The 24,671-nt window shown below is 66.6% G+C and carries 24 protein-coding genes; 7 read left to right on the forward strand and 17 right to left on the reverse strand.

Annotation, left to right across the window (positions count from 1 at the left end; translation table 11 throughout):
• The first annotated feature begins 5 nt into the window (after positions 1-5).
• From B9C43_RS08440 to B9C43_RS08450, 3 genes are read left to right on the forward strand one after another with little or no spacing between them, the layout of a single operon-like run.
• On the forward strand, positions 6-2,672 hold the full coding sequence (locus B9C43_RS08440; RefSeq protein ID WP_160096408.1) for an AfsR/SARP family transcriptional regulator: 2,667 nt from the start codon (positions 6-8) through the stop codon (positions 2,670-2,672).
• A gap of 7 nt (positions 2,673-2,679) precedes the next feature.
• Positions 2,680-3,447, forward strand: a complete 768-nt coding sequence (locus tag B9C43_RS08445) for an SDR family NAD(P)-dependent oxidoreductase (RefSeq protein WP_084425342.1) — start codon at positions 2,680-2,682, stop codon at positions 3,445-3,447.
• A complete protein-coding gene (locus B9C43_RS08450; protein ID WP_084425343.1) occupies positions 3,437-4,033 on the forward strand; it encodes a TetR/AcrR family transcriptional regulator in 597 nt (198 codons plus the stop codon). The genes B9C43_RS08445 and B9C43_RS08450 overlap by 11 nt, the downstream gene beginning before the upstream one ends.
• Here B9C43_RS08450 and B9C43_RS08455 read toward each other — a convergent pair.
• Positions 4,016-4,891 (reverse strand): phosphotriesterase family protein, encoded by an 876-nt coding sequence (locus B9C43_RS08455; RefSeq protein ID WP_084425344.1) that lies wholly within the window; start codon positions 4,889-4,891, stop codon positions 4,016-4,018. The genes B9C43_RS08450 and B9C43_RS08455 overlap by 18 nt on opposite strands.
• A gap of 48 nt (positions 4,892-4,939) precedes the next feature.
• Positions 4,940-5,389, reverse strand: coding sequence for a carboxymuconolactone decarboxylase family protein (locus B9C43_RS08460; protein ID WP_084425345.1), 450 nt, complete (start codon positions 5,387-5,389; stop codon positions 4,940-4,942).
• An 83-nt stretch (positions 5,390-5,472) separates the two neighbouring features.
• Between B9C43_RS08460 and B9C43_RS08465 the strand changes: the two genes are divergently transcribed.
• Positions 5,473-6,327, forward strand: a complete 855-nt coding sequence (locus tag B9C43_RS08465; protein ID WP_084425346.1) for a sigma-70 family RNA polymerase sigma factor — start codon at positions 5,473-5,475, stop codon at positions 6,325-6,327.
• 31 nt (positions 6,328-6,358) lie between these two features.
• On the opposite strand, the gene B9C43_RS08470 is transcribed toward B9C43_RS08465, so the two are convergent.
• The 5 genes from B9C43_RS08470 to B9C43_RS08490 form a co-directional block, all read right to left on the reverse strand.
• A complete protein-coding gene (locus B9C43_RS08470; RefSeq protein ID WP_084425347.1) occupies positions 6,359-8,824 on the reverse strand; it encodes a LamG-like jellyroll fold domain-containing protein in 2,466 nt (821 codons plus the stop codon).
• A 21-nt stretch (positions 8,825-8,845) separates the two neighbouring features.
• Positions 8,846-9,856: an ABC transporter permease gene (locus B9C43_RS08475; protein ID WP_235038499.1), complete on the reverse strand. Its 1,011-nt coding sequence runs from the start codon at positions 9,854-9,856 to the stop codon at positions 8,846-8,848.
• 5 nt (positions 9,857-9,861) lie between these two features.
• On the reverse strand, positions 9,862-10,836 hold the full coding sequence (locus B9C43_RS08480; RefSeq protein WP_084425349.1) for an ABC transporter permease: 975 nt from the start codon (positions 10,834-10,836) through the stop codon (positions 9,862-9,864).
• A 233-nt stretch (positions 10,837-11,069) separates the two neighbouring features.
• Positions 11,070-12,596, reverse strand: coding sequence for a sugar ABC transporter ATP-binding protein (locus B9C43_RS08485; RefSeq protein WP_084425350.1), 1,527 nt, complete (start codon positions 12,594-12,596; stop codon positions 11,070-11,072).
• Positions 12,596-13,687, reverse strand: coding sequence for an ABC transporter substrate-binding protein (locus B9C43_RS08490; protein ID WP_033386796.1), 1,092 nt, complete (start codon positions 13,685-13,687; stop codon positions 12,596-12,598). Before B9C43_RS08490 ends, B9C43_RS08485 begins: the two co-directional genes overlap by 1 nt.
• 99 nt (positions 13,688-13,786) lie before the next feature.
• Between B9C43_RS08490 and B9C43_RS08495 the strand changes: the two genes are divergently transcribed.
• Positions 13,787-14,782 carry a LacI family DNA-binding transcriptional regulator gene (locus B9C43_RS08495; protein ID WP_084425351.1) on the forward strand — a complete coding sequence of 332 codons (996 nt, stop codon included), beginning with the start codon at positions 13,787-13,789 and terminating at the stop codon, positions 14,780-14,782.
• A 148-nt stretch (positions 14,783-14,930) separates the two neighbouring features.
• A complete protein-coding gene (locus B9C43_RS08500; protein ID WP_033386801.1) occupies positions 14,931-15,338 on the forward strand; it encodes a bacteriophage spanin2 family protein in 408 nt (135 codons plus the stop codon).
• A gap of 61 nt (positions 15,339-15,399) precedes the next feature.
• Here B9C43_RS08500 and B9C43_RS08505 read toward each other — a convergent pair whose 3' ends face one another.
• The 4 genes from B9C43_RS08505 to B9C43_RS08520 all read right to left on the reverse strand — a co-directional run bounded on the left by B9C43_RS08505 (position 15,400) and on the right by B9C43_RS08520 (position 18,724).
• Positions 15,400-16,410, reverse strand: coding sequence for an alpha/beta hydrolase (locus tag B9C43_RS08505; protein ID WP_084425352.1), 1,011 nt, complete (start codon positions 16,408-16,410; stop codon positions 15,400-15,402).
• 76 nt (positions 16,411-16,486) lie between these two features.
• On the reverse strand, positions 16,487-17,005 hold the full coding sequence (locus B9C43_RS08510; RefSeq protein ID WP_033386805.1) for a molybdenum cofactor biosysynthesis protein: 519 nt from the start codon (positions 17,003-17,005) through the stop codon (positions 16,487-16,489).
• An 8-nt stretch (positions 17,006-17,013) separates the two neighbouring features.
• The gene (gene msrA / locus B9C43_RS08515) at positions 17,014-17,511 is read right to left on the reverse strand and encodes a peptide-methionine (S)-S-oxide reductase MsrA (protein WP_033386808.1); all 498 of its coding nucleotides are present in this window, start codon (positions 17,509-17,511) and stop codon (positions 17,014-17,016) included.
• Position 17,512: 1 nt separating this feature from the next.
• Positions 17,513-18,724 carry an MFS transporter gene (locus B9C43_RS08520; RefSeq protein ID WP_084425353.1) on the reverse strand — a complete coding sequence of 404 codons (1,212 nt, stop codon included), beginning with the start codon at positions 18,722-18,724 and terminating at the stop codon, positions 17,513-17,515.
• An 83-nt stretch (positions 18,725-18,807) separates the two neighbouring features.
• Here B9C43_RS08520 and B9C43_RS08525 point away from each other — a divergent pair, with 83 nt between their 5' ends.
• Positions 18,808-19,401, forward strand: coding sequence for a TetR/AcrR family transcriptional regulator (locus B9C43_RS08525; protein ID WP_033386810.1), 594 nt, complete (start codon positions 18,808-18,810; stop codon positions 19,399-19,401).
• Here the strand turns inward: B9C43_RS08525 and B9C43_RS08530 are convergent.
• The 6 genes from B9C43_RS08530 to B9C43_RS08555 all read right to left on the reverse strand — a co-directional run bounded on the left by B9C43_RS08530 (position 19,398) and on the right by B9C43_RS08555 (position 24,670).
• On the reverse strand, positions 19,398-20,492 hold the full coding sequence (locus tag B9C43_RS08530) for a Gfo/Idh/MocA family protein (protein ID WP_084425354.1): 1,095 nt from the start codon (positions 20,490-20,492) through the stop codon (positions 19,398-19,400). The genes B9C43_RS08525 and B9C43_RS08530 overlap by 4 nt on opposite strands.
• Positions 20,489-21,223 (reverse strand): sugar phosphate isomerase/epimerase family protein, encoded by a 735-nt coding sequence (locus B9C43_RS08535; protein ID WP_084425355.1) that lies wholly within the window; start codon positions 21,221-21,223, stop codon positions 20,489-20,491. The genes B9C43_RS08530 and B9C43_RS08535 overlap by 4 nt, the downstream gene beginning before the upstream one ends.
• 99 nt (positions 21,224-21,322) lie before the next feature.
• A complete protein-coding gene (locus B9C43_RS08540; RefSeq protein ID WP_084425356.1) occupies positions 21,323-21,847 on the reverse strand; it encodes a pyridoxamine 5'-phosphate oxidase family protein in 525 nt (174 codons plus the stop codon).
• Between the two features lie 128 nt (positions 21,848-21,975).
• A complete protein-coding gene (locus B9C43_RS08545) occupies positions 21,976-23,085 on the reverse strand; it encodes a family 2 encapsulin nanocompartment cargo protein terpene cyclase (protein ID WP_084425357.1) in 1,110 nt (369 codons plus the stop codon).
• A 16-nt stretch (positions 23,086-23,101) separates the two neighbouring features.
• On the reverse strand, positions 23,102-23,950 hold the full coding sequence (locus B9C43_RS08550; protein ID WP_033386816.1) for a geranyl diphosphate 2-C-methyltransferase: 849 nt from the start codon (positions 23,948-23,950) through the stop codon (positions 23,102-23,104).
• A 195-nt stretch (positions 23,951-24,145) separates the two neighbouring features.
• Positions 24,146-24,670, reverse strand: coding sequence for an SRPBCC family protein (locus B9C43_RS08555; RefSeq protein WP_084425358.1), 525 nt, complete (start codon positions 24,668-24,670; stop codon positions 24,146-24,148).
• Between the last annotated feature and the right edge of the window lies 1 nt (position 24,671).

Genomic DNA, 24,671 nt, shown 5'->3' on the forward strand with positions numbered 1-24,671 from the left:
TCCGTGTGCTGTTCACATCTCTGCTGTTGTCGGCGAACAAGCCGGTACGGGTCGACCGGCTGGCCGAACAACTTTGGCCTGAACACGGTCCCGCGAGTATCCGCGGCTCGTTGCACACATATGTCCGGCGGCTTCGTAAACTGCTTGGTTCAGAGCTCATTCAGACCGGCGCGGGCGGAACATATCAGCTGACGATCCCGGACCACGCCATCGACGTGCACCGGTTCCGCGATCTGCTCGACCAGGCGCGTGCGGCGAAAACGCCGACCGAGGAACTCGTCCTGCTCACCGCCGCGCTCGAACTCTGGCGCGGCACGCCGTTCGAGGACATGTACTCGACCTGGCTGGACCGCGACGTGATCCCCCGGCTGACCGAGGAGTGGTTCGCCGCGACCGGCCGCCGGATCGACCTGCAGCTGGCCGCGGGCGCCTCCGAACAGCTGATCCCCGAGCTGTACGAACTCACCAGCCAGTACCCGGCGCGCGAATCGCTGTGGCTGCAGCTGATCACCGCGTTGCACCGGGCGGGCAGGCGCGCCGAAGCACTCACCTCGTACCGGCAGGTCCGGGACATCCTGCGGGAGGAGCTGGGGATCGAACCGAGCCCACAGCTGGACGACCTGCAGCGCACGATCCTGCTGGAGACCGACGAACGGCCCGCGACCACATCACCACGGCAACTACCCCACGACATCGCGCGCTTCACCGGCCGGACCGACGAACTCGACTCGCTGGACCAGTTGTGGGTCAACCGGGGCAACGACGGCCTGGCGATCATCTCCATCGACGGCGCGCCGGGCGTCGGCAAGACCACCCTCGCGATCCGCTGGGCACACCGCATCGTGCACATGTACCCGGATGTCCAGCTGTACTTGAACCTGCGCGGATACGCACCCGACGGCCCAGTCACACCCGCGGCAGCGGTCGAGACACTGTTGCGTTCGCTCGGCGTCTCCAACGAGGTCATTCCGTCCGGTTTGGACGAACGGTCCGCGCTGCTGCGCAGCACGTTGTCCGGCCGAAGAACCCTGCTGTTCCTGGACAACGCCCGTGACGCCGAACAGGTGCGGCCGCTGTTGCCCAGCACGACAGCGCTGGTCATCGTCACCAGCCGCAACCAGCTCCGCGCACTGTCCATTCGGGACGGCGCGTACCGGCTGACACTGCACCGCCTGCACTGCGAGCAGTCGCTGGAACTGCTCGCGTCGGCCATCGGCCACCACCGGATCACCAAGGACATCGCCTACGCGGGCAAGCTCGTCGAACTGTGCGACCACCTGCCGCTGGCCATCGCGATCGTGGCCGAACGAGCCCTGCGCGCCGGATCGCTGCGCGAGGTCGTCACCGCGCTGGAGGACGAACAAGCCCGGCTGGACAACCTCGACACCCGCGACAACAACCCGTACACGAGTCTGCGGGCCGCGCTGACCTGGTCGTATCACGCCTTGAGCCAGCAAGCCGCCGCGATGTTCCGCAAACTCGGGATGTACCCGGGCAACGACATCGGCTTGCCCGCAGCCATCGCGCTCGCGGGCATGCCGCAGGCGCAGACCGCGCTCGACCAGCTCGTCGCCGCGCATCTGGCGGAGGAACGCCAACCCGGCCGCTACGAACTACACGACCTGGTCCGGCTCTACGCGGCCGAGACAGCAGAGCAGGACACCCCGGAAGAACGGCACGCCGCGGCCAACCGGGTACTGGACTGGTACCTGCACACCGCCATCAACGCGGATCGTTTCGTGGATCCAGGACGGCACAGGGAGTTCCTGAAGGGCATACCGGCGCCGACCGTGGCCCCCAAGGACTTCACGTCCGCTCGAGAGGCCAGGGCGTGGTTCGGTCAGGAATACGACAGCCTGCGTTCGGTCACGGCATGGGCAGCCGCACACGGCTTTCCCGGGTACGCGTGGCGCATCGCGATGACCATGACGACCTTCTTCGACTACGCCATCCCATGGCATGACGGCGTGGAGTTCTACCAGGCCGCGTACAAGGCAGCCAAGACCGCCGGGGAGACCGTCGGTGAGGGCTACACCCTCAACTCACTCGGGTGCGTACTGCTCGACATGGGCGAACAGCGCGCCGCCATCGCACGCTTCCGGGCTTCACGAAGCAAGTTCCAGTCTTTGCCGGACCTTCGCGGCACGGCCATGACCACCGGCAACATCGGCCTGGCGCACGTCGAACTCGACGAGACCGACGAAGCGATGCGCTACACACGCCAGGCGATGGAGCTCTTCGAACAGCTCGGCGACAACCGCGGGATCAGCCGCAACCTGGACAATCTCGGTATCGCGTATGCCAACAAGGGCGAGTACTGGAACGCGGTCGAGTGCTACCAGAAAGCCGTGGTCCTCAACTACGACTCCGGGAACGCCGACCACGAGGCGTGGGTGCTCACCCACATGGGCGCCGCGTACACCGGTCTGAGGGAGTACTCGCTGGCCATCCGGGCGTACCGGAACGCCGTCGGCCTGTTCCGGAGCACGGGCAACACACGGCACATGGCGAGAGTGCTGATCGACCTGGGAAGCACCCTTGACCAGGCCGGGCACCCCGGCATCGCGCGTGGCATCTGGGAAGCGGCGGTGGCCGTCATGACCGACCTCGCCGACCCAAGGGCGCACGAACTCACCGAGAAACTAGAACGTTTTTCTAGAATAAAGTTATAGTCCCGGCATGGGGATGACGGCAGTGGTGACCGGTGGCCGCGGGATCGGGTTCGCGGTCGCCGAAGAACTTGTCCGGCAGGACCACAAGGTCGTGCTCGTCACGCGAGACCGCGGCCGCGGTGAGCAAGCCGTGGCGGCACTGGGTGACCAGGCAGAACTCGTCGTCGGCGACCTGTCGGTGCTGGCGGACGTGCGTGCGGTCGCGGAAGAACTGCAGCGGCTGGGACGCATCGACGTGCTCGTGCACAACGCGGGCATCTGGCCGACGAGACTGGCACGCACACCGGACGGGTTCGAGCAGGCGTTCGCGGTCAACCACCTCGCGCCGTTCCTGCTCAACCACCTGGTGGAGGCCAGGCGCGTGGTCCAGGTCAGCGCCGGGCTGTACATCAAGGGCCGGTTCGACCCGGCCCGCACGCCGACCGGCGAGGACTTCCACCGGATGCGCACGTACTGCACGACCAAACTGGCCAACCTGATGATGGTGCCGTTGTTCGCCGAGCGCGGGCTGACGATCGACGCGGTGCACCCCGGCGTGATCAAGACGGGCCTCGGGGACACCACCGGCCTGACGGGCCTGATCATGAAGTTCGTCAAGCGGTCATGGCCGCTGCCCGCGGTCGGTGCCGAGCCGGTCGTCAAGCTGGCACTGGCCGAAGGAACCGGGCGCTACTTCGACCGTTTCACCGAGACCCCACTCGCGCCCGTCGCTACGGATCGTGCGCTCGCGCGCCGCGTATGGGCGCAAGCCATAGAGTTGGCCGGTGTCTCCTAAGCAGCTACGCGGCGAGGCCACAGTCTCCCGATTGCTGACTGCGGCCTTGGATGTGTTCGACTCGTCCGGACACGACGGCTTCACGGTGCACGCCGTCACGGCCGCGAGCGGCGTCAGCCTCGGCAGCCTGTACCACCACTTCGGCAACTTCGACGGTCTGGCTGCCGCGCTGTACAGCCGCTGCATGGACGAACTGCTGGACTCGTTGATCGCCGCGTTGGACAACGTCCGGGCCGCGCGCACCGGCATCCAGGCGATCGTCGTGGCGTACCTGGAGTTCACGCGGGACAACCCGGCTGCGGCCCGGTTCATCCACGCGTCGGCGTACGCCGGCTACCTGGCCGCCCACGCCGACCGGGTCACGGCGGCCAAAGCGCCGAAGCTCAAGGTGATCGCGGAATGGCTGCGCCCGCACGTGGCCGCGGGCAGGCTGGTGGCGATTGCCGGGCCGCTGGTGGAGATCCTGTTGATCGGCCCGGTCGCGGAGACCGCGCGGCGCTGGCTGTCCGGGATGCCGGGGCTGGACATCGAGCAGGCGATCAAGGTGCTGCCCGAGCGGATCTGGCACTCACTTCGCGCTGATTAGCCAGTCCGCGGCGAACGCCATCGCCGGGTTGCCGATGAAGATCTGCGCCGCCAAGCCGAATTCCCGCTCCAGGCGCGGCTGCAGCTCGCGGATCAGGTACGACATTCCCGGCCGTGACCGGGCCGCCGCCGTGGTCGTGTCCCCGCCGAGCAGCAGCTGTTCGGCGTGGCCTGCTTCGATCAGCGCGGCAAGGCAGTCGAACAGCCGCCAGTCCGTGGCGTGGTTGGCCTCCGACGGCCCGTCGAACGCCAGGAACGCACCGGAACGCGCGAGGTCCCGGTGCATCCGCATGTCCGGCGTCCTGTTCAGGTGGCCGAGGATCACCCGGTCGACCGGGACCTCCAACCTCCCGCACAACAGATCCAGCACCTCGTGCCCACCCGTGCCGCCTTCCAGGTGCACACCGATCGGCGCTCCCGTCGCCCGGTGCGCCTGCGCCGCCGCGGCCATCGTGTGCCGGGCGTGGTCGCCGAGGCCGTGGAAATCCCCGGCGACCTTGATCATTCCCGCCCAGGACAGTTCCGCGATGAACACGTCGGCCAGCCGGTCCCAGATGTCCTCGAGTGACGCGTAGTGCCTCGCTTGGTGCAGCCCGGTGGCCGCGACGATGTGCACGCCGGTCGCGCGGGAGATCTCCACCAGCCGATCCCACTGCCGTCCCATGCCGTGCGGCGTCCACTGCACGATCGACTGGCCACCGAGCGCGGCGTACCGCTGGACCTCGACCAACGCGGCGGCCGCGTCGTCGAGTTCCTGGCCTGGCAACGCGGGCGTCCGCAGGAACAGGTGGTCGTGGGCGTCACAAATGCCCAGTTCCTCCGGCGGGATGTCCCCCAGGACCGTTCGGACCACATTCACCGGGCTGTTATACCCAGTACATCCGACGGCTGTCGCCCGCTTTGGCTGTCACCAAGTCGCGCCGGCCTGCTGCCGGACCGCATGGTTGACCCGGTTGAAGAGGTTGGTCATCGCGATGTGCAGGACGATCGCGGACAGCTGCTTCTCGTCGAAGTGGGCGGCTGCCGCCTCCCAGATCTCGTCGGTCACGCCCGGCGCGCCGTCCTGGATCCGGGTGGCGGCCTCGGCCAACGCGAGCGCTGCCCGTTCCGGCTCGGTGAAGAAAGGCGTCTCGCGCCACGTGACCACGTTGTGCAGCCGCTCGTCGGTCTCACCGTGCTTCTTAGCCGAGTGGACCCCGCCGAACACACACGGGCCGCAGCCGTTGATCTGGCTGGCCCGCAGATGGACCAGCTCAAGCACGCGCTGGTCGGCACCACCGGCCTGGATCACTTTGTTGAGCAGCTGGATCGCGGTCATCAAGTCAGGACTCACCGAGTCCTTCAAGCGTGGTTCCACCTGTGTTGCTCCCTCATCGGTTACCTATGCCCTTCCGGGCTCGTCATCACCCATGACGAAGCAGATCCGAGGAAGGTAACAACATGTCCGACACCAGCCCCGCCGAGGCGTTCGAGGCCCAGCGCGACCGGCTGCGCGCGGTCGCGTACCGCGTGCTCGGGTCGCACGCCGACGCCGAGGACGTGGTCCAGGAGGCGTGGCTGCGGCTCTCCCGCCAGGACACGGCGACCATCCACAACCTCACCGGCTGGCTGACCACGGTGGTCGGCCGGATCAGCTTGGACGTCTTACGATCACGTCAGGCCCACCCCCAGGCGTTCTACGACGAGCTCGTCGTGACGGCCGACGACGGCCCAGTGCCCGAGGACGACGTGGCGCTCACCGACTCGATCGGGCTCGCGCTGCTGGTCGTCCTCGAGTCGCTCAGACCGAACGAGCGGCTGGCGTTCGTGCTGCACGACCTGTTCGCAGTGCCGTTCGAGGAAATCGGCCGGATCCTTGGGAAGTCCACCGCCGCCACCAAGATGCTCGCCAGCCGCGCCCGCGGCAAGGTGCAGGCGACTGGAGGGTCAACAGTCGCAGGCCGCGAGCAGCGGAAGGTGGTCGAGGCATTCCTGGCGGCAGCTCGCCACGGCGACTTCGAGGGGTTGCTGCGCGTGCTCGATCCCGAGGTGAAGCTGACCGTCGACACCGGCGATGGTGTGGTCGTCGTCCTCGGCGCCACCAAGGTCGCCGCTGGTGCCCGGCTGTCCGCCTCCGGGGTGCACGGGCAGGCTGTGCTCGTCAACGGCCTTCCCGGGATCGTCGCGTGGCGCGCGGACGGCACCCCGCTGTCGGTCGTGGCTTTCACCGTGATCGACGGCCGGATCGTCGGCATCGCAGTGGTGACAGACCCGGCAAAGCTCGCGTCGATCGACCTGCCTGAGCCGGGGCGGTGATGACGCTGTCGTCACCACCGCCCCGCACTCGTCACCTGCCGGAGGCGTACAGCTGTGCTACCTCGACGGCCGGCAGTGCCCGGTCGTAGAGGTGCACCTGATCGATCGCACCGCGCCAGAAGTCCACTGGACCTCCGTTGAACTTCGCCCGGCCGATCACTGTGTTGCCCGCGCCCGGACCGCCGTCACAGGAGTACGCCGTGCCAGCGGGCTGACCGTCGACGTACAGCGTCAACGACCCCGCTCGCACATCCCGTACGCCTGCGATGTGGTACCAGCGGCCAGGTTCCGGCGCGACCGGGGCGAGTGCCCGGACACCGGCGAAGCTGAACGCGAACCGGTTGTCCGCGCCCGAGTACTGCAGGAAGAACGCACTGTTGCTCGGTCCGTCCTGGCTCACCGCGGTGGCGAACCCACCGAGGCTGTCGAGTTTCACCCATGCGGCGGCGCTGTAGTTCCCGGCGGTGTCGAGAATGCTGGCACCTGTGTCCACTGTGGACGTGCTGCCGTTGAACTGGATCGCCGAACCGGGGTGCCCTTCAGTCCAGGTCGCATTGGTGAGAGTGGCGTCCTTGGTGCCGACCTCATCCGCGGTGGTTGTGCCCGTGCCTTCGTTGAAGGGGTAGAAGGTGATGCCGTCAAGGCCCGGAGTGCCGGGTCCTGGCTGCGGGCCGCTGCCGGTGCCGTCGGCCTTCTTGATGATCTCCTCGTTGATCGCCTTGACCTGGCCGAAGTCCATCTTGCGGACTTGCCTGTCATAGGTGAAGAACCCGTTCACCTCGTGCTCGACGTCGGTGATCTGGGTGTAGATCGCCGCACTGATCCCGCACTTCTGCGCCGCGGACAGCACATCACGCTGGTTCTCCACGTACCGGCGGGTCAGCGTGGCCGAGTCAGGGGTCATCTCGTAGGCGTGGCCCTCGCCGAACCACATGTGGCCTTCGACTTCGAGCCCGAACCCGCCGTGTTCACCGTCCGCCGCGACGCGTGTGGCACTCGGCGAAGGCGCCGCCGGGCCGACATAGGCGTGATGGTCGAGGATGTCGCCACGACCGGAGTCGCCCTTGGAGGCACAGCAGTTCACGCCGCTGTGCGCGTTCACCAGCCTGCTCGGGTCCTGCTTCTTGACGTCGTCTGCGATCCGGCCGGTGGCCGTGCGGTCCCATTCGCCCCAGCCTTCGTTGAACGGCACCCACACCACGACCGACGTGAAGCTCTTGTGCTTGTCGATCATCGTGTGCATCTCGCGTTCGAACTGCTGCTGCGCGTCGACCGGCGGCAACTGGTTGGACGTCTTCATCGCCGGCATGTCCTGCCACACCAGCAATCCGAGCTTGTCGGCGTGGTAGTACCACCGGTCCGGCTCCACCTTGATGTGCTTGCGGACCGTGTTGAACCCGAGCACCTTGTGCTGTTCCAGGTCAAACCGCAGTGCGGAGTCGGTCGGCGCGGTGTGGATGCCGTCCGGCCAAAATCCCTGGTCCAGTGTGGACATCTCGAACAGGATCTTGCCGTTGAGCGTCATCCGCATCTTGCCGTCAGCACCCGGGGCCATGCCGATCTGCCGCATCCCGAAGTACGAACCCGCCTCGTCGACCGTGCGATATCCCCTGACCAGCCTGACTTTCAGGTCATAGAGGAACGGCGAGTCCGGTGACCACAGCTTCGGGTTGGGCACCGGCAGCTTCAGCTCGGTGTTCGGTGCGCCGACGACTCGGCCGACCGGCCTGTGCCGATCGTAGGCCACTGCTTCGACCATCAGGCCCTTGGTGTCACCTTCGACCCGTGGCGTGAGCCGCAGAGTGGAGTCGCTGAGGTTCGGCGTCTGGTCGAGCTGCGTGATGTTGCTGGACGCCACGGGTTCCAGCCAGACCGTCTGCCAGATTCCGGAACTGGAGGTGTAGAAGATGCCGCGGTCGGGCACGTTTCGTTGTTTGCCCACCGGTTGCCAGGTCGCGTCGGTCAGGTCGGTCACGCCGACCACGACTTCCTGCGGGCCACGCCGGGTCAGCGCATCCGTGATGTCCAGGCTGAACGAGTCGAACCCGCCTCGGTGCGTACCGACCTGGCGGCCGTTGACCCAGATCGTGCTGTCGTAGTCGACGGCACCGAAGTTCAGCTTCACGCGGTCGCCACGCCAGTTCGGCGGCACCTCGAACGTGCGCCGATACCACATCCGGTCTTCCCGGCGTTGGATCCCGGACAGCGCGGACTCGATCGGATACGGCACAAGCACCCGTTCCGCCAGGGACTTCCCGATCGGCGGTGCCTCGCCCTCCTTGGCACCGGCGAACTCCCAGACACCGTTGAGGTTTCGCCAACGGTCACGGGTCAACTGTGGACGTGGATATTCAGGCAACGCGTTGCTGGGACCGACCTGTTTGGTCCACGGTGTGGTGAGCGGGGGTTTTCCCGGTGTCCACGTCGGCTCGGCCGACGCGGGAACAGCGGTGATACTCAGGACTAAGGCGGTGAGCAGGATCGAGGTTCTCAACACTGGCGGCAACCTCCGGTTATCTCACGTACTTCGCTCCCGGCCGAGATGTGCACGGCTCAGGTACGCCTGGATAGCGACGACGATGGCCAGGAACGCCCCGCTGACCACCGATTGGTAATGCGACGACAACGTGCCGATCTGATTGATCACGTTCTGGATCACCATCAGCAGCAACACCCCGGCGAGTGTTCCGCCGACGGTTCCCGCGCCGCCGGTGAGCAGCGTTCCACCGATCACCACGGCGGCGATGGCGTCGAGTTCGAACCCGACGCCCACAATGGTCACGCCGGACGCCGAGTACGCCGCTGCCAGCGCACCGGACAACCCGGCCAGCAGACCACTTCCGGTGTAGAGCCACATCGTGCGCCGCGCGACGGGCAGCCCCATCAGCCGCGCGGCTTCGACACTGCCGCCGATCGCCAGCACCGAGTGACCGAATCTGGTGCGCTGCAAGACAAGCACACCGAGTACGAACAGGACGATCACGATCCACACTGGATATCCGAAGCCGAGGAAAGTGCCTTGGCCCAGTTGGGTGAGCAACGCGTCACGTGGCATGAGCCGCGTGTTTGCTCCTTCGTCGGTGATCGCCAGCAGGAGCCCGCGGGCACCGAGCAACGTGGCCAGCGTAACGATGAACGGTGCCAATCGTCCATATGCGACCAACGCTCCGTTGAGCAGACCGATCCCGCCGCACACCACCAATGGAAGGAGGATTCCGGCTACGCTCCCCCACTGGATCCCCAGTGCGGCCAGGACACCGCCGAGGGCGAACACCGATCCGACCGACAGGTCGATCCCGCCGGAGATGATCACGAACGTCATCCCGAGTGCGACGATGGCCAGGAACGAGCTCTGCATCGCGATGTTCCTGGCATTGTCCACGGTCGCGAACGAGTCGAACGCGAACGTCGACACCAGCACGATCAACGCGAGCACGACCACCGACCCGCGCCGTTGCACGAGACCGGCGATCCACTGCCGCCTGCTGAGGCCTTTCTCCACAGTGGCCACTTCGGTCTTGTCTGTCACGACGGTCACCCCGCACCTCCGGCAAAGCGAGGACGCTGCAGCAGCACGGCCACGACGATGATCGCCGCCTGCACGATGAGCGCGATGGAGGTCGGCAGGTTGTTCTTGATCAGAGTCGCTGAGATCAGCTGCATCAGCAGCGCACCGGCGACCGTGCCCAGGATCCTGACCCGGCCGCCGTTCAGCGGAGTTCCGCCGACCACCACGGCCGTGATCGCGGACAACTCGGCCAGCTGCCCGATGGCCGACGGGTCGGACGCGGTGAGCCTGGCAGTCGCGACGATTCCCGCGATCGCAGCGAGCACGCCGCTGATCACGTAGGTGACGATCAGGATCCGCCGGACCGGCAGACCAGCCAGCACACTGGCCGACCGGTTGCCGCCGACGGCGACCAACTGCCGGCCGAAAGTGGTGTACCGCACCAGGAACCCGACCACCAGCGTAAGACACGCGGCGATCAGCACCACAATCGGAACCCCGAGCACACTGCCTGATCCCATGTCGAGCAGCACGGGGTTGCGGATGTCCTTGAGCCGCCCGTCAGCCAGGACCAATGCGAGCCCTCGCCCACCGACCAGCAACGCGAGTGTTGCGACGATCGGCTGAATGCCCACGACAGCAACGAGTGTTCCGCTGAACAGTCCACAAAGCGCCCCGCCCAGCAGAGCCACGACGATCGCGGGCATCAGGCCGTAACCGAGGTAGAGCGGGAGGAGTGCGGCCGCGAGTGCCATCACCGACCCGACCGAGAGATCGACGCCTTCGGTGCCGATGACCAACGCCATGCCAAGCGCCGCGATCAGGATCGGCGTGACCTGGACGAGCTGGGTGTTCAGATTGGTGAGGGTGGCGAAGTTCTCGGTGAAGACGAGGTTGTAGAGGACCAGGATGCCGAGGGCGGCATAGACGCCGTAGTCGCGAAGCCGCCGGGTGGCTGGTGGTTGAGCAGTGGAAAGAGTTGTGACGGTTGTTTCAGCCATCGCCGCCCTCCACCAGGACCGGCGCGCGGCGAAACCTCGGTGCGGGTCCAGGTCCGATGAGCATCGATTCAGCCATCAACGCCCATCCCCGAGACCGGCGCGACCAAGGCGGCCCAGCCACCAGGGCTCCCGCCCCACCAGGCCGCACGACCATCCGTTCAGCCATCGCGCCCTCCACCGTGACACCGCAGCCGCCGAAGCACCGCGTGGCCACCGGCTGTCTCGCCGTTGAGTCAGCCATCGCCACCGCCTTCCGCCAGTGCCGCGATCAGCTTCTGCTCGGTCACGTCCGCACCTCTCAGTTCCGCGACCACTCGGCCTTCCCTGAGCACCACGATCGAGTCCGAGCCTTCGACGACTTCCTCGAACTCCGAGGAGATCAGCACGACGCCGAGCCCTTCCGCGGCCAACTCCCCCACCAGCGCCTGGACTTCGGCCTTCGCGCCGACGTCTATCCCGCGGGTGGGTTCGTCCAGCAGCAGGACTTTCGGTTCCCGGCACAGCAGCCTGGCCAAGAGCACCTTCTGCTGGTTGCCGCCGGACAGCTCGCCCACCTTCTGGTCCGGGCTCGACGCCTTGATCCGCAGGCGTTTCATGAACTTGTCCACAATGGCGTCCTGGCGTTTGCGCGACACCAGACCTCCTGCGGACAACCTGGGCAACGCCGCCAGCACGATGTTCTCCCGCACTGACAGGTCCGGCAGGACTCCGTCCGACTTGCGGTCTTCCGGCAACAGCACCACGCCCGAGCGCATTGCCGCGGCGACCGAGCCAGTACGCACCTTCCTGCCGGCGACCGTGACGGTCCCAGCGTCGACGGGCAATGAGCCCGCCATCGCCCGGACCGTCTCGCTGCGTCCAGCACCGAGTAGGCCACCGAGGCCCACGATCTCGCCTGGCCTGACCGTCACGTCCACCCCGTGCAGCCGGTGTTGGCTGGTCAGCCCTCGTGCGGCGAGGACTGGGGTTTCCAGCGCTTCGGTGGGGGTGGAGTCGAACTTGGTCGTGCCCTCGCGTTCGATCTGTTCGAGGTCACGGCCGAGCATCAGAGCGACGAGCTCCAACCTGGACAACGAAGCCAAGGGCCCACTGTGGACCTTGCGGCCGTCCCGCAGAACCGTCACCGATGAACAGATTCGGTACAGCTCGTCCAACCGGTGACTGACGTACAGCACTGCCGCACCGTTCGCCCGGACACGGTTGATGATCTCGAACAACGTGTCGACTTCTCGTGGTTCGAGCGACGAGGTCGGCTCGTCCAGGATCACGACCTGGGCGTTGGTGGCCGCCGCCCGAGCAACGGCCACCATCTGCCGGACACCCGCTCCCAACGTCCTCAGCGGCAAGGTGACGTCCACATCCACGCCGTAGGAGTCAAGCAGTTTGGCCGCGGCGGTGTTCATCGCCTTGAAGTCCATCAGCCCGAACCGGTTGCGTGGTTCGCGGCCGAGGAACAGGTTGCTGGCCACCGACATCAGCGGCACCAGGTTGATCTCCTGGTACACCGTGCTGATCCCGGCCTGCTGCGCGTCGAGCGGACGACTGAACCGAACTGGTTCACCCCGGAAGAACAACTCGCCGCTGTCCGGCGGGTACACCCCGGTCAGCACTTTGATCAGCGTCGACTTGCCCGCGCCGTTCTCACCGACCAAGGCGTGCACCTCGCCCGGCAACAACGTGAGGTCCACATCGGACAAGGCGACCACGCCGGGGAACCACTTGCCGACCGCGCGGGCGTCGACTATTGGTGAGCCGGTCATCAGTACGAGTTGCCCAGCTCGGCCGTGGCGTTGTCCTTGCTGTACAGCTTGTCGCTGATCACCACGTTCTGCTGGACCGGCTGTCCACTCAGGAACGACTGCAACGTCTGGAAAGCCAGCGGCCCGAACCGCGGGTTGGATTCCACTACCGCGTACAGCTCGCCCTCGGTGACCTTCTGGACAGCGTTACGAGTGCCGTCGATCGACACGACGTGGATGTCCGTACCGGCCTTCTTGTTCGCGCTGCGCAAGGCGACCAGCGCGCCGAGCGCCATTTCGTCGTTCTCGGCGTAGACCCCGTTGATGTCCGGCTGGGCCTGGATGATCTGTTCCATCACCTGCTGGCCCTTCTCCCTGGCGAAATCACCGGTCTGCTGGGCCACCACCTGGATGTCCGGTGCGGAGGCCTTGAGCTCGTCGACGAAGCCGTTGGTCCGGTCGGTGGTGACGTTGTTACCGGACGCGCCCAGCAGGATCGCGACTTTGCCCTTGTTGCCAAGGGCTTTGGCCATCTGCTGCGCGGCTCGCTTGCCCTGCTCGACGAAGTTCGAGCCGAGGAAGGCCACGTAGTCCTTGCACGGCGTCGAATTCACCTTGCGGTCGATGGTCAGTACGGGAATGTTCTTGGCCCGCGCGGCTGACAGCGCCGGTTCGAGGCCGTCGGAGTTCAGTGGTGCGACGATCAACGCCTGCGCACCCTTGTTGATCATGTCCTGGATGTCCGAGATCTGCTTGCTCAGCTGCGAATTGGCGTTCGTGGTGAGCAGTTGCTTGACGCCGACCTTCGCGGCCTCGTCCTTGATCGACTGCGTCTCGGCGATCCGGAACGGGTTGGCTTCCTTTTCGGACTGGGAAAAACCGACGATGGCGTTCTTCAGGTCGACTTGTGCGCCACCGTACTGGGAAAGTGTGCAGGTCGGGCCGCCCGCGGCCGGGGCGACGGGCGCTTGCGCTCCCCCGGTCGCCTGCGTCGGCGGGGTGGGCGCCTCCTCGGATTTGGCGCATCCGGCCAGGATCAGCGCAATACCGCAGAGGCTCGCACCGAAGATCCGGCCTAAATGGACTGGACGGGACAGACTGGCGGCGGGCATGGGCTGACTCCTCATTGAGACAGGGCGAACACGCTCGGCGAGCACGTTACATCGTTGGTACAACGTTGTAAATACACGCGTTCTTGCTACCCTCATCCCGTGGCAACGCTGAAGGACGTGGCCGAACTGGCCGGTGTGTCGGTCAAGACGGTGTCGAACGTCGTGAACGGTTATTCCTTTGTGAAGCCGGAGAACGAGCGCAAGGTCCGTGAGGCGTTGGCCGCCACCGGATACAAGCCGAACGTCGGCGCGCGCAACCTGCGCCGCGGCCGGACCGGCTTCATCGCGCTGATGGTCCCCGAGCTGAGCATCCCGTACTTCGGCGAGCTCGCCGGCGGCGTGATCACCGCGGCGCACACGCACGACTGGAGCGTGCTGATCGAGCAGACCCAGGGTTTGCGCGATCCCGAGGTCTCGACGCTGGCCTCGCTCGGGCCGCACATGGTCGACGGCGCGATCATCAGCCCGGAAGCACTGCACACCGAGGACTTCACGCAGAACCCGACCGGCGTGCCGATGGTCCTGCTCGGTGAGCACGCACTCGACGTGCCCATCGACCACGTCGGGATCGACAACGTGCAAGCCGCGCGACTCGCCGTGCGGCACCTGATCTCGCTGGGACGGACACGGATCGCGGTCATCGGCCAGAATCCCAGCCGTGGCACCGCCGCCCAACGACTCGCGGGATATCACTCAGCGTTGACCGAGGCAGGCTTGCCGTGCCCGCCTGAGTTCGTCGCCCCCGCCACCCGCTACCACCACCGCGACGGAGCCGAGGCGATGGCCCACTTGCTGACGTTGCCCACACCGCCCGACGCCGTGTTCTGCTTCAACGACATGCTCGCGCACGGCGCCGTGCGTGCCGCCGCCGAGCGCGGATACCATGTGCCACAAGACATCGCCGTCGTCGGCTTCGACAACACCGAGCACAGCGCGTACAGCTTGCCGTCACTGACCACCATCGCGCCGGACAAGGCCTCTCTCGCGAAAGCCGCCGTCGACCTCGTGCACCAGCGTGCGAGCGGGGACACAAGTCCTGTTCAGGACGTACAGATCCCGTTCACACTCCAGGTGCGGGAAAGTACAACCGGTTAGCTTTGGTAAAGTGGTTTTTACGGAGGGGAGTACCCACCCGGCCGAGATTCGTCAGTACGGCGTCCCCAGTGGCGACCCGGTCTCGGCGCCACAGGTTCAGCGTGGTTGGGGAGACCTTCGGTTCGAGCAAGAACCGGAAGGGATTCGGATGCGTTCTACCAAGCGGTTGGTGGCTGGTGTGCTCGGTGGCGGTGCGTTGATCGTGGCACTGACCGGGTGCGGGGCCCTGCAGGAGGCGCAGCAGACCGCGGAGGGTGTCAGCAACGCTGCCTCCACTGCCCAGGTGTGCGTCGAGGCGCTCAGGATCGCCGCGTTCAACCCGGACACCGCCAACCCGGAAGCCGCTGCTCAGGGCGCACAGGACGCGGGCCAGAAGCTGCAGGACCTGGCAGGCAAGGCCACGGACACGACGGTGAACCAGGCGTTGACCGAGTTGTCCACGACCATGAAGGAGACCACGGTCTCCGACCTGGTCAACGGCCCAGCCAACTGGGTCAAGACCAAGGCGGACCAGGTTTCCGCGCTGACCAAGGCCTGCACGCCGGGCGGCAACTGACCCCGGCTCAGTGACCCAGCAAGCGGGCGCCCAGTGCGGGCGCCCGCTTCTCATATGCTGGTCAAAGCACTGAATCCGCCCAGTCGACCACGGCATCGTGCATCGCCGGGGCGTCTGGGTTGAGGTTGATCGAGTGACCCGCGGTGGGCAGCACGAAGAAGTCCACCGACGGCGCACCCAGGTAGTACGGTCGCTCGACCACCTGGAACAGCGCAGTGCACTGCGCCAGCGCCCCGCAGAAGATCGGGTCGCGTTCCCCGATCGTCACCATGACCGGAACGTCCACCAGGGCCGAGTACGGCGCGAACACCCCGAGGGTCAAACCGTCCGGGGCTTCGACGGAAGAAACCACGTCCTTCGTCGCTTCGTCGAGTGCGATCACAGCGGGCTCCACGAAGTCCGGATCGTGGAAAGCGGGCTTGCGGTGTCCCGGCACTGTCGTGAGGTACCCGGCGTCGTGGTTCGGGAACCCGGGCGTCAAAGCCACCGACCGGAGATGAACTGTCACCAGCGTGGCCGAGTTGACCGTGTTGAGCTGGTGCGAGGCACCGGTCACCAGCAACGCGTCCACGTCCTGGTACGTGGCCGCCTCGATGATCGAGATGATCGAACCCAGCGAGTGGCCGCCGACGATCACCTTGCTGAACGCAGTGCCTCCAACGCTGCCCGCGCGCAACGCCTGGATGACGTCGTGCACAGCGTCGGCCTGCACCAGAGCGGTCAGCTGAGCGCTGAGCGGCCGGGTGCTCTGCCCGGTCCCCAGGCGATCGACGGCGAAGGTGGCGTAACCGGCTTGGGTCATCGCCCTGGTGAACGAGTAAGTGTTGGGTTGGTACGGGAAGTCCCAGTACACGGAGTTGTACGTGGCGCCGGGCACCAACACCATCACAGTGTCGGGCGTGGGGCCGGCCGGCAGGCAGAGCGTGCCGTGCATGGTTCCGATGACAGTCAAGGTGTGCACCGGAACGTCCGCTTGGACACAGGACGGCGAGTCCGGATCGGCCGTCGCGACGCCAACGGGCGTGAGCAATGCGGTGGTCAGCACTGCTGCGGCAACGAATCGGCTAATCATGCCGGGGATGTCGCAACTGGACTGTCCACATTAACCGGTGCGACCGGACAGTAGCCTTATTTCTGTGGAACCGTGATCAAAGCAGGGTCGGCGTCCACAGTTCTAGCTGAGCGGATCCGACCCGCAACACTCCGTCGTCGAGCGGAACACACCGCACTCCCCCATGGCCTCGAAGGCCGCGGAACGCACCTTCGCCAAAGGCGACGTCCATCCAGGCGCAGGGACTCGCGGGCCGGTAGGCCTGGAACCGAATCGCGCCGTCCCCGGAATTCAGGCTGAACACCGAACCGGGGGTGCCGCGCCGGGCCGCGAGGTCGTCGATCGGGAAACCGCGCAGGACGACGTTGCGCCGAGTCAGCAGCGGTGACGCCGTGATGCCGAGTCTGTCGAGGGACTCGGCGGCGAAGAACGTCACCGCAGCCTTCCGGTGCGCGGGGTGGTTGAAGAACCTGTCCCCCACGATCCCCTTGCCGGCACGGACCTCGACCGCGTCCCGGGCCACCGGCTCAGGGTCGGGCTGAGGTCCGTCCGCTGGGCGGCCTTCGTACGCGTGCACGCGCGAGACGTGCAACGCGACGATCGCCACCTCGGTCACTGGGCTCCCTATTGCTGGGCCGACAGCGTCCAGTTCGGCCGCACGTAGTGGCACGTGTAGCCGTTCGGGAACTTCTCGAGGTAGTCCTGGTGCTCCGGCTCGGCCTCCCAGAAGTCGCCAAGCTGGCTGACCTCCGTCACCACCTTGCCCGGCCACTGACCCGAGGCGTCCACCTCGGCGATGGTCTGCTCGGCGATCTGCTTCTGCTGCTCGCTGGTGTAGAAGATCGCCGACCGGTAGCTGGTGCCGATGTCGTTGCCCTGCCGGTTTTTCGTTGTCGGGTCGTGGATCTGGAAGAAGAACTCCAGGATCTGGCGGTACGACGTCACCGCCGGGTCGTACACGATCTCGATCGCCTCGGCGTGGCCTCGGTGATTCATGTACGTCGCGTTGGGAACGTCGCCACCCGTGTAGCCCACTCGCGTGGAAACCACGCCGGGCTGACGCCGGATCAAGTCCTGCATCCCCCAGAAGCAGCCACCCGCAAGCACCGCAACCTCGGTCACGTCAACGCTCCTCTCGTCCGCTCTCGCTCAATTGAAGCGGATCCTGTGCCGGTTTTGTTCCTGGTGCCGGCATGACGTACGCGAAGACCGCGGCCAGCGCGCACAGCACGACCGGCAGGGCGAACGCCACGTTCAGCGGCATCCAGTGGGTCAGCCCGCCGACGAGGGCCGGACCAGCGAGGATGCCCACGTAACCAAGCCCGACGACCCTGGCCATCAACGTGCCCGCCGACCTGGCGTCCAGGTTGCCCGCGGCGGTGAACAGCTGCGGGACCCCGCCGGAGAGGCCAAGGCCACACAGCATCCAGCCGACGAGGGCCAGCGGCACCCACGGCGACGCCGCGGCGATGCTCAACCCGGCCGCGGCCAGCGCGGCGCCCCAACGCAGGATCGCCTTGGGGCCGACGATCGCGGCCACTCGGTCGGTGGCGAACCGGCCGACCGTCATGGCCACCGAGAACGTGCCGTACGCGAACGCCGCTGTACTGGCTGACGTGTTGAGGATGTCCTTGAAGTGCAGGGCCGCCCAGTCCGCGGCGACGCCCTCGGCCAGCATCATGGCGAAGGCCAATGCGCCGAGGAACCACACCAGCTTGCCAGCCTTGACCTTCGGCTTCGGCGCATCCTCCGCGGGAGCCGCATGGTGGTCCGGTTCGAGCAGGAACCGGGCGGTGACCAGCGAGATGATCAGGATCAGCACACCGGCCGTGCCCAGCGACACCTCGGTGGGCACGCCCGCACCCAGCAAACCCGCGCCGACCAGCGCGGCTCCCGCGCCGCCGATCGACCACATCGCGTGGAACGCGGCCATGATCGGCCGGGGATACGCCCGTTCGACCACCACAGCCTGGGCGTTCATCCCGACGTCGATCAACCCGTTGGAGAACCCCAGCACCATCAACGACAGCCCCAGCGTCCACCAGGAGTCGGCAAGCCCGGGTCCGAACAGCGCGACCCCCATCAGCACGCCCGCCGCGGGCACGAGTTTGCGCTGGCCAAGCCGGTCGGCCAGACCGCCGCCGACTTGCATGCCGATGAACGCGGACCCGCCGAGCAGCAACAGCAGCAGGCCGAGCGTGCTGTGGGTGATGTCGGTCGCGCGTTCCACGTTCGGGATATGCACGACCCACAGGCCGACACCGAAGCCGTTGAGCGTGAAATAGATCCAGGTCGCGACGCGGGCAGCGCGGGCGCGCTGTGTCGGCTGGGTCATCAGCAGGCACTCCTCATACCCATGATCCTGGCAGCTTGGGGCATGATGTTCGCCGTGCCAGCCGCCTCGTTTGCAGTGATGCCGTGACCGCCGGGGGTTACCAGAAGGGCCGGCTGCGCCGTGAGGACATCATCTCCGCCGCGTTCGAGGTGTATCGCGAGTTCGGCTACCACGGCTCGTCTCTGCGTGAGGTAGCCAAACGGGCCGGGATCACACACGCGGGGCTCCTCTACTACTTCCCGACCAAGGAGGCCTTGCTCGCCGCGGTCCTCGAACGCCGGGACGCCGAGGACACCGAGCGGGAGAAGCTCGACATCCAGCCGGGCATGGAACTGCTGCGGCACCTGATCGCGCTGGCCGAGTTCAACGTCGCGCACCGCGGCATCGTCGAGGTGTACGCCCGGCTCGCCGCCGAGGCCGTCGCCCCCGACCACCCCGCGCACGACTACTTCATCCGGCACTACCGGATCGCCCGCGAATCGGCCGTGGCCACGTTCAAGGCGCTGGCCGAGAGCGGCGAACTGCGGCCGGGCGTCGACCCCGAGGCCGCCGCGGTCACGTTCATCGCGATGGAGGACGGCCTGCAGGTGCAGTGGCTGACCCAGCCCGACGAGATCGATCTCGTCGGGTCGTTGCGCTTCTTCCTGCAAAACCTGCTGACCATCCCCATCGACTAGAACGTGCGCGCGTACGGGTCCCAGTCCCCCGGCAGCGCCTGCGGAATTCCCGTCGTGCTCTGCAGTTCGACCGACCGGCCGCTCGCCATGGACTCCTCGATCGCCAGCATGGCGTCCAGGACGTGATACGCCAGCTCACCGGACGCGCGCTCCGGCACGCCCTCCTTGATCGCCCGGGCGAGTTCCAGCGCGCCGGTTCCCCGTGACGCCGAATGACCTTGCGCGGCAAGCTCTTCCGGCTCGTCCTTGCCCAGGATGTGCAGCACGGTCGGGCCGTCGAAGTAGTTCGGGTCCGGCAGCACGGCGGTACCGCCGGTCCCGGTCAGCTCGAGGAACCCGACCCGGCGCAGCGCGGAGTCGAAGCTCATCACGATCTGCGCCGACCCGCCCCTCGTGAACTCCACCAGCGCGGTGACCGTGGTCGGCACCGTCACCGCGAACTCGGTGCCGGCCCGTGGGCCGCTGCCGATCACCCTCGTCGCCCGCGCCTGCCCGCCCGCGCCGGTGACCTTGCTGATCGGCCCGAACAACGACACGAGCGTGGACAGGTAGTACGGGCCGATGTCCAGCAGTGGCCCGCCGCCCGCCTGGTACAGGAACTCCGGCGCCGGGTGCCAGCTCTCCGGGCCCGGCACCTGGAACAACGCCAGCGCCGTCATCGGCTCACCGATGCGGCCCTCGTCAATCGCCCGTCGTGCGGTCTGCAGACCCGCGCCGAGCAGGGTGTCCGGGGCGCACGCGACCCGCAGGCCCTTCTCCTTGGCCCGGTCGAGCAGTTTGCGGCCGGTCTGCCGGTCCAACGCCAGCGGCTTCTCCGACCAGACGTGCTTGCCCGCGTCCAGCGCGGCCAGGCCGACCTCGACGTGCGCGGCCGGGATCGTCAGGTTGACGACCAGTTCGACGTCCGGGTCGGTGAGCAGATCCGCGACCGTGCTCGCCTTGGGCACACCGTGTTTCCCGGCCTGTGCCTCGGCGCGTGGCACGTCGATGTCCGCCACGTGCACGACCTTGACGTCGGGGAAGCTGGTGAGGTTGGTCAGATAGGTCTCGCTGATGACACCCGCACCGATGATGCCGACACCAATGCTCATCCCTCGATGCCTTTCAGGTACTGGTAGCTGGCCGTGATGCCTTCGTAGATGTCGCCGTCGTAGTTGTCGAACTCGACCACACGCAGTGCCTTGGGAGCCGCCGTCAGCACGTCCGCGACCGGGACACTGCCCTGACCTGCGGGTACCTGACCGGATGCGTCGGTGGCGAGTCCGCCGTCCTTCACGTGGATCGCGTAGACCCGATCGCCGAGGCGCTGCAGGAGCTCCGGGGCGTTCTCGCCACCGGCGGCCGCCCAGTAGGCGTCGACTTCCAGGACGATCTCCGGGTCGAGCAGCTCGGCGAACCCCTCGAACGCGCTGCGCCCGTCGATCCGGGACTCCAGCTCCCACCAGTGGTTGTGGTAGCCGACCCGGACACCGAACTCGGGCGCGAGGGCGGCGGCCGCGTTCAGCGCATCGGCTGTGGCCGCGATATCGGCCTTGTTCTGCCACTTCTCGGCGGGAACGAACGGGTCGATCACCACCCCGACACCGCACTCGGCGGCCTTGCCGAAGATCGCCCGCTGGTCCTCGCCGATCAGCCGCGCGTGCGCGGTCGGCGCGGTCAGGCCGTGCCGCTTGAGGCCCTCGGCCAGCGTGGCCGCGTGTTCGGCCAGGCCGTACGGCTCGACCTGGGTGAACCCGATGGCGGCCAGCCGGCCGAGGACCTCGTCGGCATTCTCGGTGAACTTGTCGCGGACGGAATACAGCTGCACGGAAACGTTGGTCACACCGACCCCCTGGTGCTCTCGTGGAAGCGCTCTCACAATTTCTACCACGTGGTAAGTATTCGCACCAGAGGCGAACGGATGGCTTGCCATCCGTACCGGTCAAGCAGTGCCCGTGAGCTTTGCGAAGTCGGGGGCGTACACGGTCATCCAGTGCGGGTGCAGCCGGTAATAGACAACCTCCGCGTCCCAGTCGAACGCGTGGTCGCCGTAGAAGTCCGCCAAGTACAGCCTCAGCTCCGGCCAGTCAGCGGCAGGCTCGCCGCCCAGCGGGTTGAGGATCTCCACCGTGCCGTGCGTGAACACGCCCAGGTCTTCACCACGCATGTACGCGACGCTGGCCGCAGGCCGGGCGGCGAGGTGGCGTGCCTTCGCGGCGGTCCAAGCCGTGCCGAAGTGCCACTTGCCGTGCAGGAAGTGCCCGTCCACACCGCTGATCCTCGGCTCGCCCTTGGCGGTCACGGTGGACACGGCGAGGGTGCACATGCCGGTGAGGACCTGGGTGAGCTGCTCCGCGGTCAGAGTTCTGCCAGGGCCGATGATCGAGCGCAGATGTGAGGTGGAGCGGTCGAGTGAAGCGTCAAGGAGCGTCTGGAGCTCGTTGAGTTCTGCTGGTGTTTCGCGCATGGAGGTCCTTGTCGATCCGGTGGTCGACTCCATGATCGCGGCAAACCCTGACACCTGGTGTCATGGTTTCACTCAGCCGACTGACGTTGGTGTCACGGCGTCCCCTGTGCGCCGTGACACCAAGTCTGTCAGTCAGCCGCGGGCGGCTCCTCGTGTGACGACGGTTCCGGCGTTGGCTTGCTCTTGTAGCGCGGGTTGGTCGCGTGCCACTCGAAGCCGCCACCCATCCACGCCCGCAGACCGCGTAGGAACCGTTGTAGTTCCAACGAAGGCACCGCTTGGAGGTTACGGTGGCCCGCTTCGAAGTCCCGGACAATGGTGTTGTGCAACTCCACGGTCGCTTCAGTCGCCTCCTGCAGTGAGCAGTCCCGGTCCGCCGCTATCTGCAAAACCATGTTGCAGACCGGGTTTTCGTCGGCCGCGTCCTTCTCCACCGAGTGCAGGTCGTTCACCAGCACTGTCGCGGTTCCGGCTTGGAACGCCGCCTGACGGATCTTGGGGTCGTAGAACATGGTGGCGGGCAGCTCGTATCCGCCGACGATGTCGATCAATGTCATCGACGTGTAGAAGCTGTCGTGCTGACGTGCCGCCAGATACTCCCATGCCGGCGGGTATTCGCCGGTGTATCGCCAAGCGGCATAGGCGTTCCAGCTGACGAACATCGCGAACGTCGAGTAGTTGACTCGCTGGATCTGCGCCGCTGATCCGTACCGGGACATGTGCTCGACGCCCGACCGCAATGCCACCAGGATCGGATCCGCCCGGAGCGCTTCCTCCAGTGGGGCCGTGAATTCCCCGGCCGGCGCGACCGGGTCCATGGCCGCCATCACCAACGCCAGACGTGGCGGCAACGCTGTTGGCGTCGCGCCCATTTCGCTGTCGTCGGCGTACAGGTCGTCCGCCGCCCACCAGGCCGCGTTCATCTGGGCCGCGATCAGCAAGTGGTCCGGGTCGTCGGAGTCCGGGTGGGTCAGCATCGCCAGTTTGCCGAACCCGGCTTTGCCGAGGAGCTCGAGGTTCTCACCTTCGAAGCCGCACTCCGCGGCCCACGCCACCAGCCTTCGGTTCACCTCCTCCGCGAGCGGTTCGTTCACGCGTTCCACGACCGGCGTGTAGAGCGGCGAGGCGGTTCCGTCGCCCCATTCCCGTTGCACGTAAGCCGGATCATGGCTGAGCTGGGACGTCACCCGGGCCGCTGACGTCCCCAGCCCGAACGGTCCGAACAGGATATCCGTCATCTGGTGTCCCCAGTGGTCAGATTCGGTCGGCCGCGATCAGCAGGTAGTGGAAGCTGCCCTCCTTGTACGCCGTCAGGAACGGGTCCTCGATGCCGGTCGCGACCGAGGACTGCGCCCGCAGTTCCCAGTACGGGATCGTCGCCGCGGTCAGGTCGACCACGTTGATCGGCACGAACCCGTTGTCCGACAGTGCCTTGAAGTACTCGCTGCGCGGATGGATGTTGCAGATGTAGTGCTGGTCGATCTGGCTGACGGCACGCGAACGCCCGCCCGTCACGTCGTTGTAGCACCCGGTGATGCACACATACCGGCCACCGTACTGCAGCAGCCGGGAGAACTCACCGAACAACTCGTTCAGGTCGACGTACATCGTCGTCTCGTTGGTCCAGATACCGCGCATCGAACCGGTTTCGAACCCGGTGTCCAGCATGTTGCGGAAGTGGAACCGGACGCGGTCGGCCACATTCCGTTGCCGCGCTTGATCATTGGCGAAGCCGACCTGCTGTTCGGAGATGCTCACGCCGTCGACCTGGCAGCCGAACCGTTGATTCGCCATGAAACTCGTGCCGCCACGGCCGGATCCCGCGTCCAGCAACCGATCCTGCGGGCCGATGTCACCCAGGTGGTCCAACAGCACGTCCGCCTGCGCCGTTTCCAGCCGGTGCATCTCCTCGATGATCGCCTGGTCCCCCGCTTGGAGCACCGACTGGTCGTAGTCACCGATGCCGTAGTGATGGTGGTACAGACCGTCGACGTCGCCCAGCCTGATGTTGACCGGATCTTTCTCCTTGTTCCAGTACGCGGCGATGGAGCGCTGGTAGTCGCTACGCAGTACCGGTCCGGTGGTGGACTGGACAGTGGCCATCCGGATGACTCCTCTACAAGGCTCAGTCGGTTGCTCAACCTTGTCGAGCCTTGCAGCCGCCACTTGGCGCATGTATCCGCCACCCGGGCGGCCCGCTCCGCACTAACGGGTGGTTCACAGTGGACGGCCCGTGAGTGAACCGTCCACAAGCGATCTTCGTGTCCTGGGATTTTCCGGTTCGCCGGTCGGCGTACATTACGCTGATCGGGGGCTCGGCGACTCCGCCATCTTCTTGATCTGCGCCAGCGTCTCGGTGATGTTGCGCTCGAACTCGCGCATCCGGACGAACACGATCTTCTGTTCCTTGTCCGGCATCCGGTCGATCGCCGCCGACAGTCCCGAGCGGCCGGGCCCCATCTGCATCCACTCGGCCAGTTCCGTGCCGCCGTCCTTGGGCTGCAAGCGGAATCGCCAGACCGCGGACGGGTCTGCCGGATCGCCGACCGCCCACGCGAACACCCGCTCGGGTTCGTACTCGACGACCTCGGACGTGGTCGACCACTCGCCGAAGGAGTCGTGCTTGTTGTACCCGACGAACTTGCGGCCGACCGCGGGCCCGGTCGCGCCGTCAAGCCATTCAACCGATTGCAGTTCGGCGCTCATCTCGGGCATCCGCCCGATGTCGGACACGATCGACCACACCCGATCGGCGGGTGCCTCGATCCACGTCCGCACTTCCACGGACGGCTTGTCGGCGTACCGCGCACCGGTCCACTCCATC

The organism is Kibdelosporangium aridum, assembly GCF_900176515.1.
GTDB classification, from domain to species: Bacteria; Actinomycetota; Actinomycetes; order Mycobacteriales; family Pseudonocardiaceae; genus Kibdelosporangium; species Kibdelosporangium aridum.

Excerpts from the sequence above, each read along its gene's own strand:
- B9C43_RS08480 (WP_084425349.1), bottom strand. The coding sequence starts at position 10,836 with ATGGCTGAAACAACCGTCACAACTCTTTCCACTGCTCAACCACCAGCC.
- B9C43_RS08550 (WP_033386816.1), bottom strand. The coding sequence starts at position 23,950 with ATGGCCACTGTCCAGTCCACCACCGGACCGGTACTGCGTAGCGACTAC.
- B9C43_RS08490 (WP_033386796.1), bottom strand. The coding sequence starts at position 13,687 with ATGCCCGCCGCCAGTCTGTCCCGTCCAGTCCATTTAGGCCGGATCTTC.
- B9C43_RS08540 (WP_084425356.1), bottom strand. The coding sequence starts at position 21,847 with ATGCGCGAAACACCAGCAGAACTCAACGAGCTCCAGACGCTCCTTGAC.
- B9C43_RS08445 (WP_084425342.1), top strand. The coding sequence starts at position 2,680 with ATGGGGATGACGGCAGTGGTGACCGGTGGCCGCGGGATCGGGTTCGCG.
- B9C43_RS08500 (WP_033386801.1), top strand. The coding sequence starts at position 14,931 with ATGCGTTCTACCAAGCGGTTGGTGGCTGGTGTGCTCGGTGGCGGTGCG.
- B9C43_RS08530 (WP_084425354.1), bottom strand. The coding sequence starts at position 20,492 with ATGAGCATTGGTGTCGGCATCATCGGTGCGGGTGTCATCAGCGAGACC.
- B9C43_RS08555 (WP_084425358.1), bottom strand. The coding sequence starts at position 24,670 with ATGGAGTGGACCGGTGCGCGGTACGCCGACAAGCCGTCCGTGGAAGTG.
- B9C43_RS08485 (WP_084425350.1), bottom strand. The coding sequence starts at position 12,596 with ATGACCGGCTCACCAATAGTCGACGCCCGCGCGGTCGGCAAGTGGTTC.
- B9C43_RS08545 (WP_084425357.1), bottom strand. The coding sequence starts at position 23,085 with ATGACGGATATCCTGTTCGGACCGTTCGGGCTGGGGACGTCAGCGGCC.
- B9C43_RS08505 (WP_084425352.1), bottom strand. The coding sequence starts at position 16,410 with ATGATTAGCCGATTCGTTGCCGCAGCAGTGCTGACCACCGCATTGCTC.
- B9C43_RS08465 (WP_084425346.1), top strand. The coding sequence starts at position 5,473 with ATGTCCGACACCAGCCCCGCCGAGGCGTTCGAGGCCCAGCGCGACCGG.
- B9C43_RS08520 (WP_084425353.1), bottom strand. The coding sequence starts at position 18,724 with ATGACCCAGCCGACACAGCGCGCCCGCGCTGCCCGCGTCGCGACCTGG.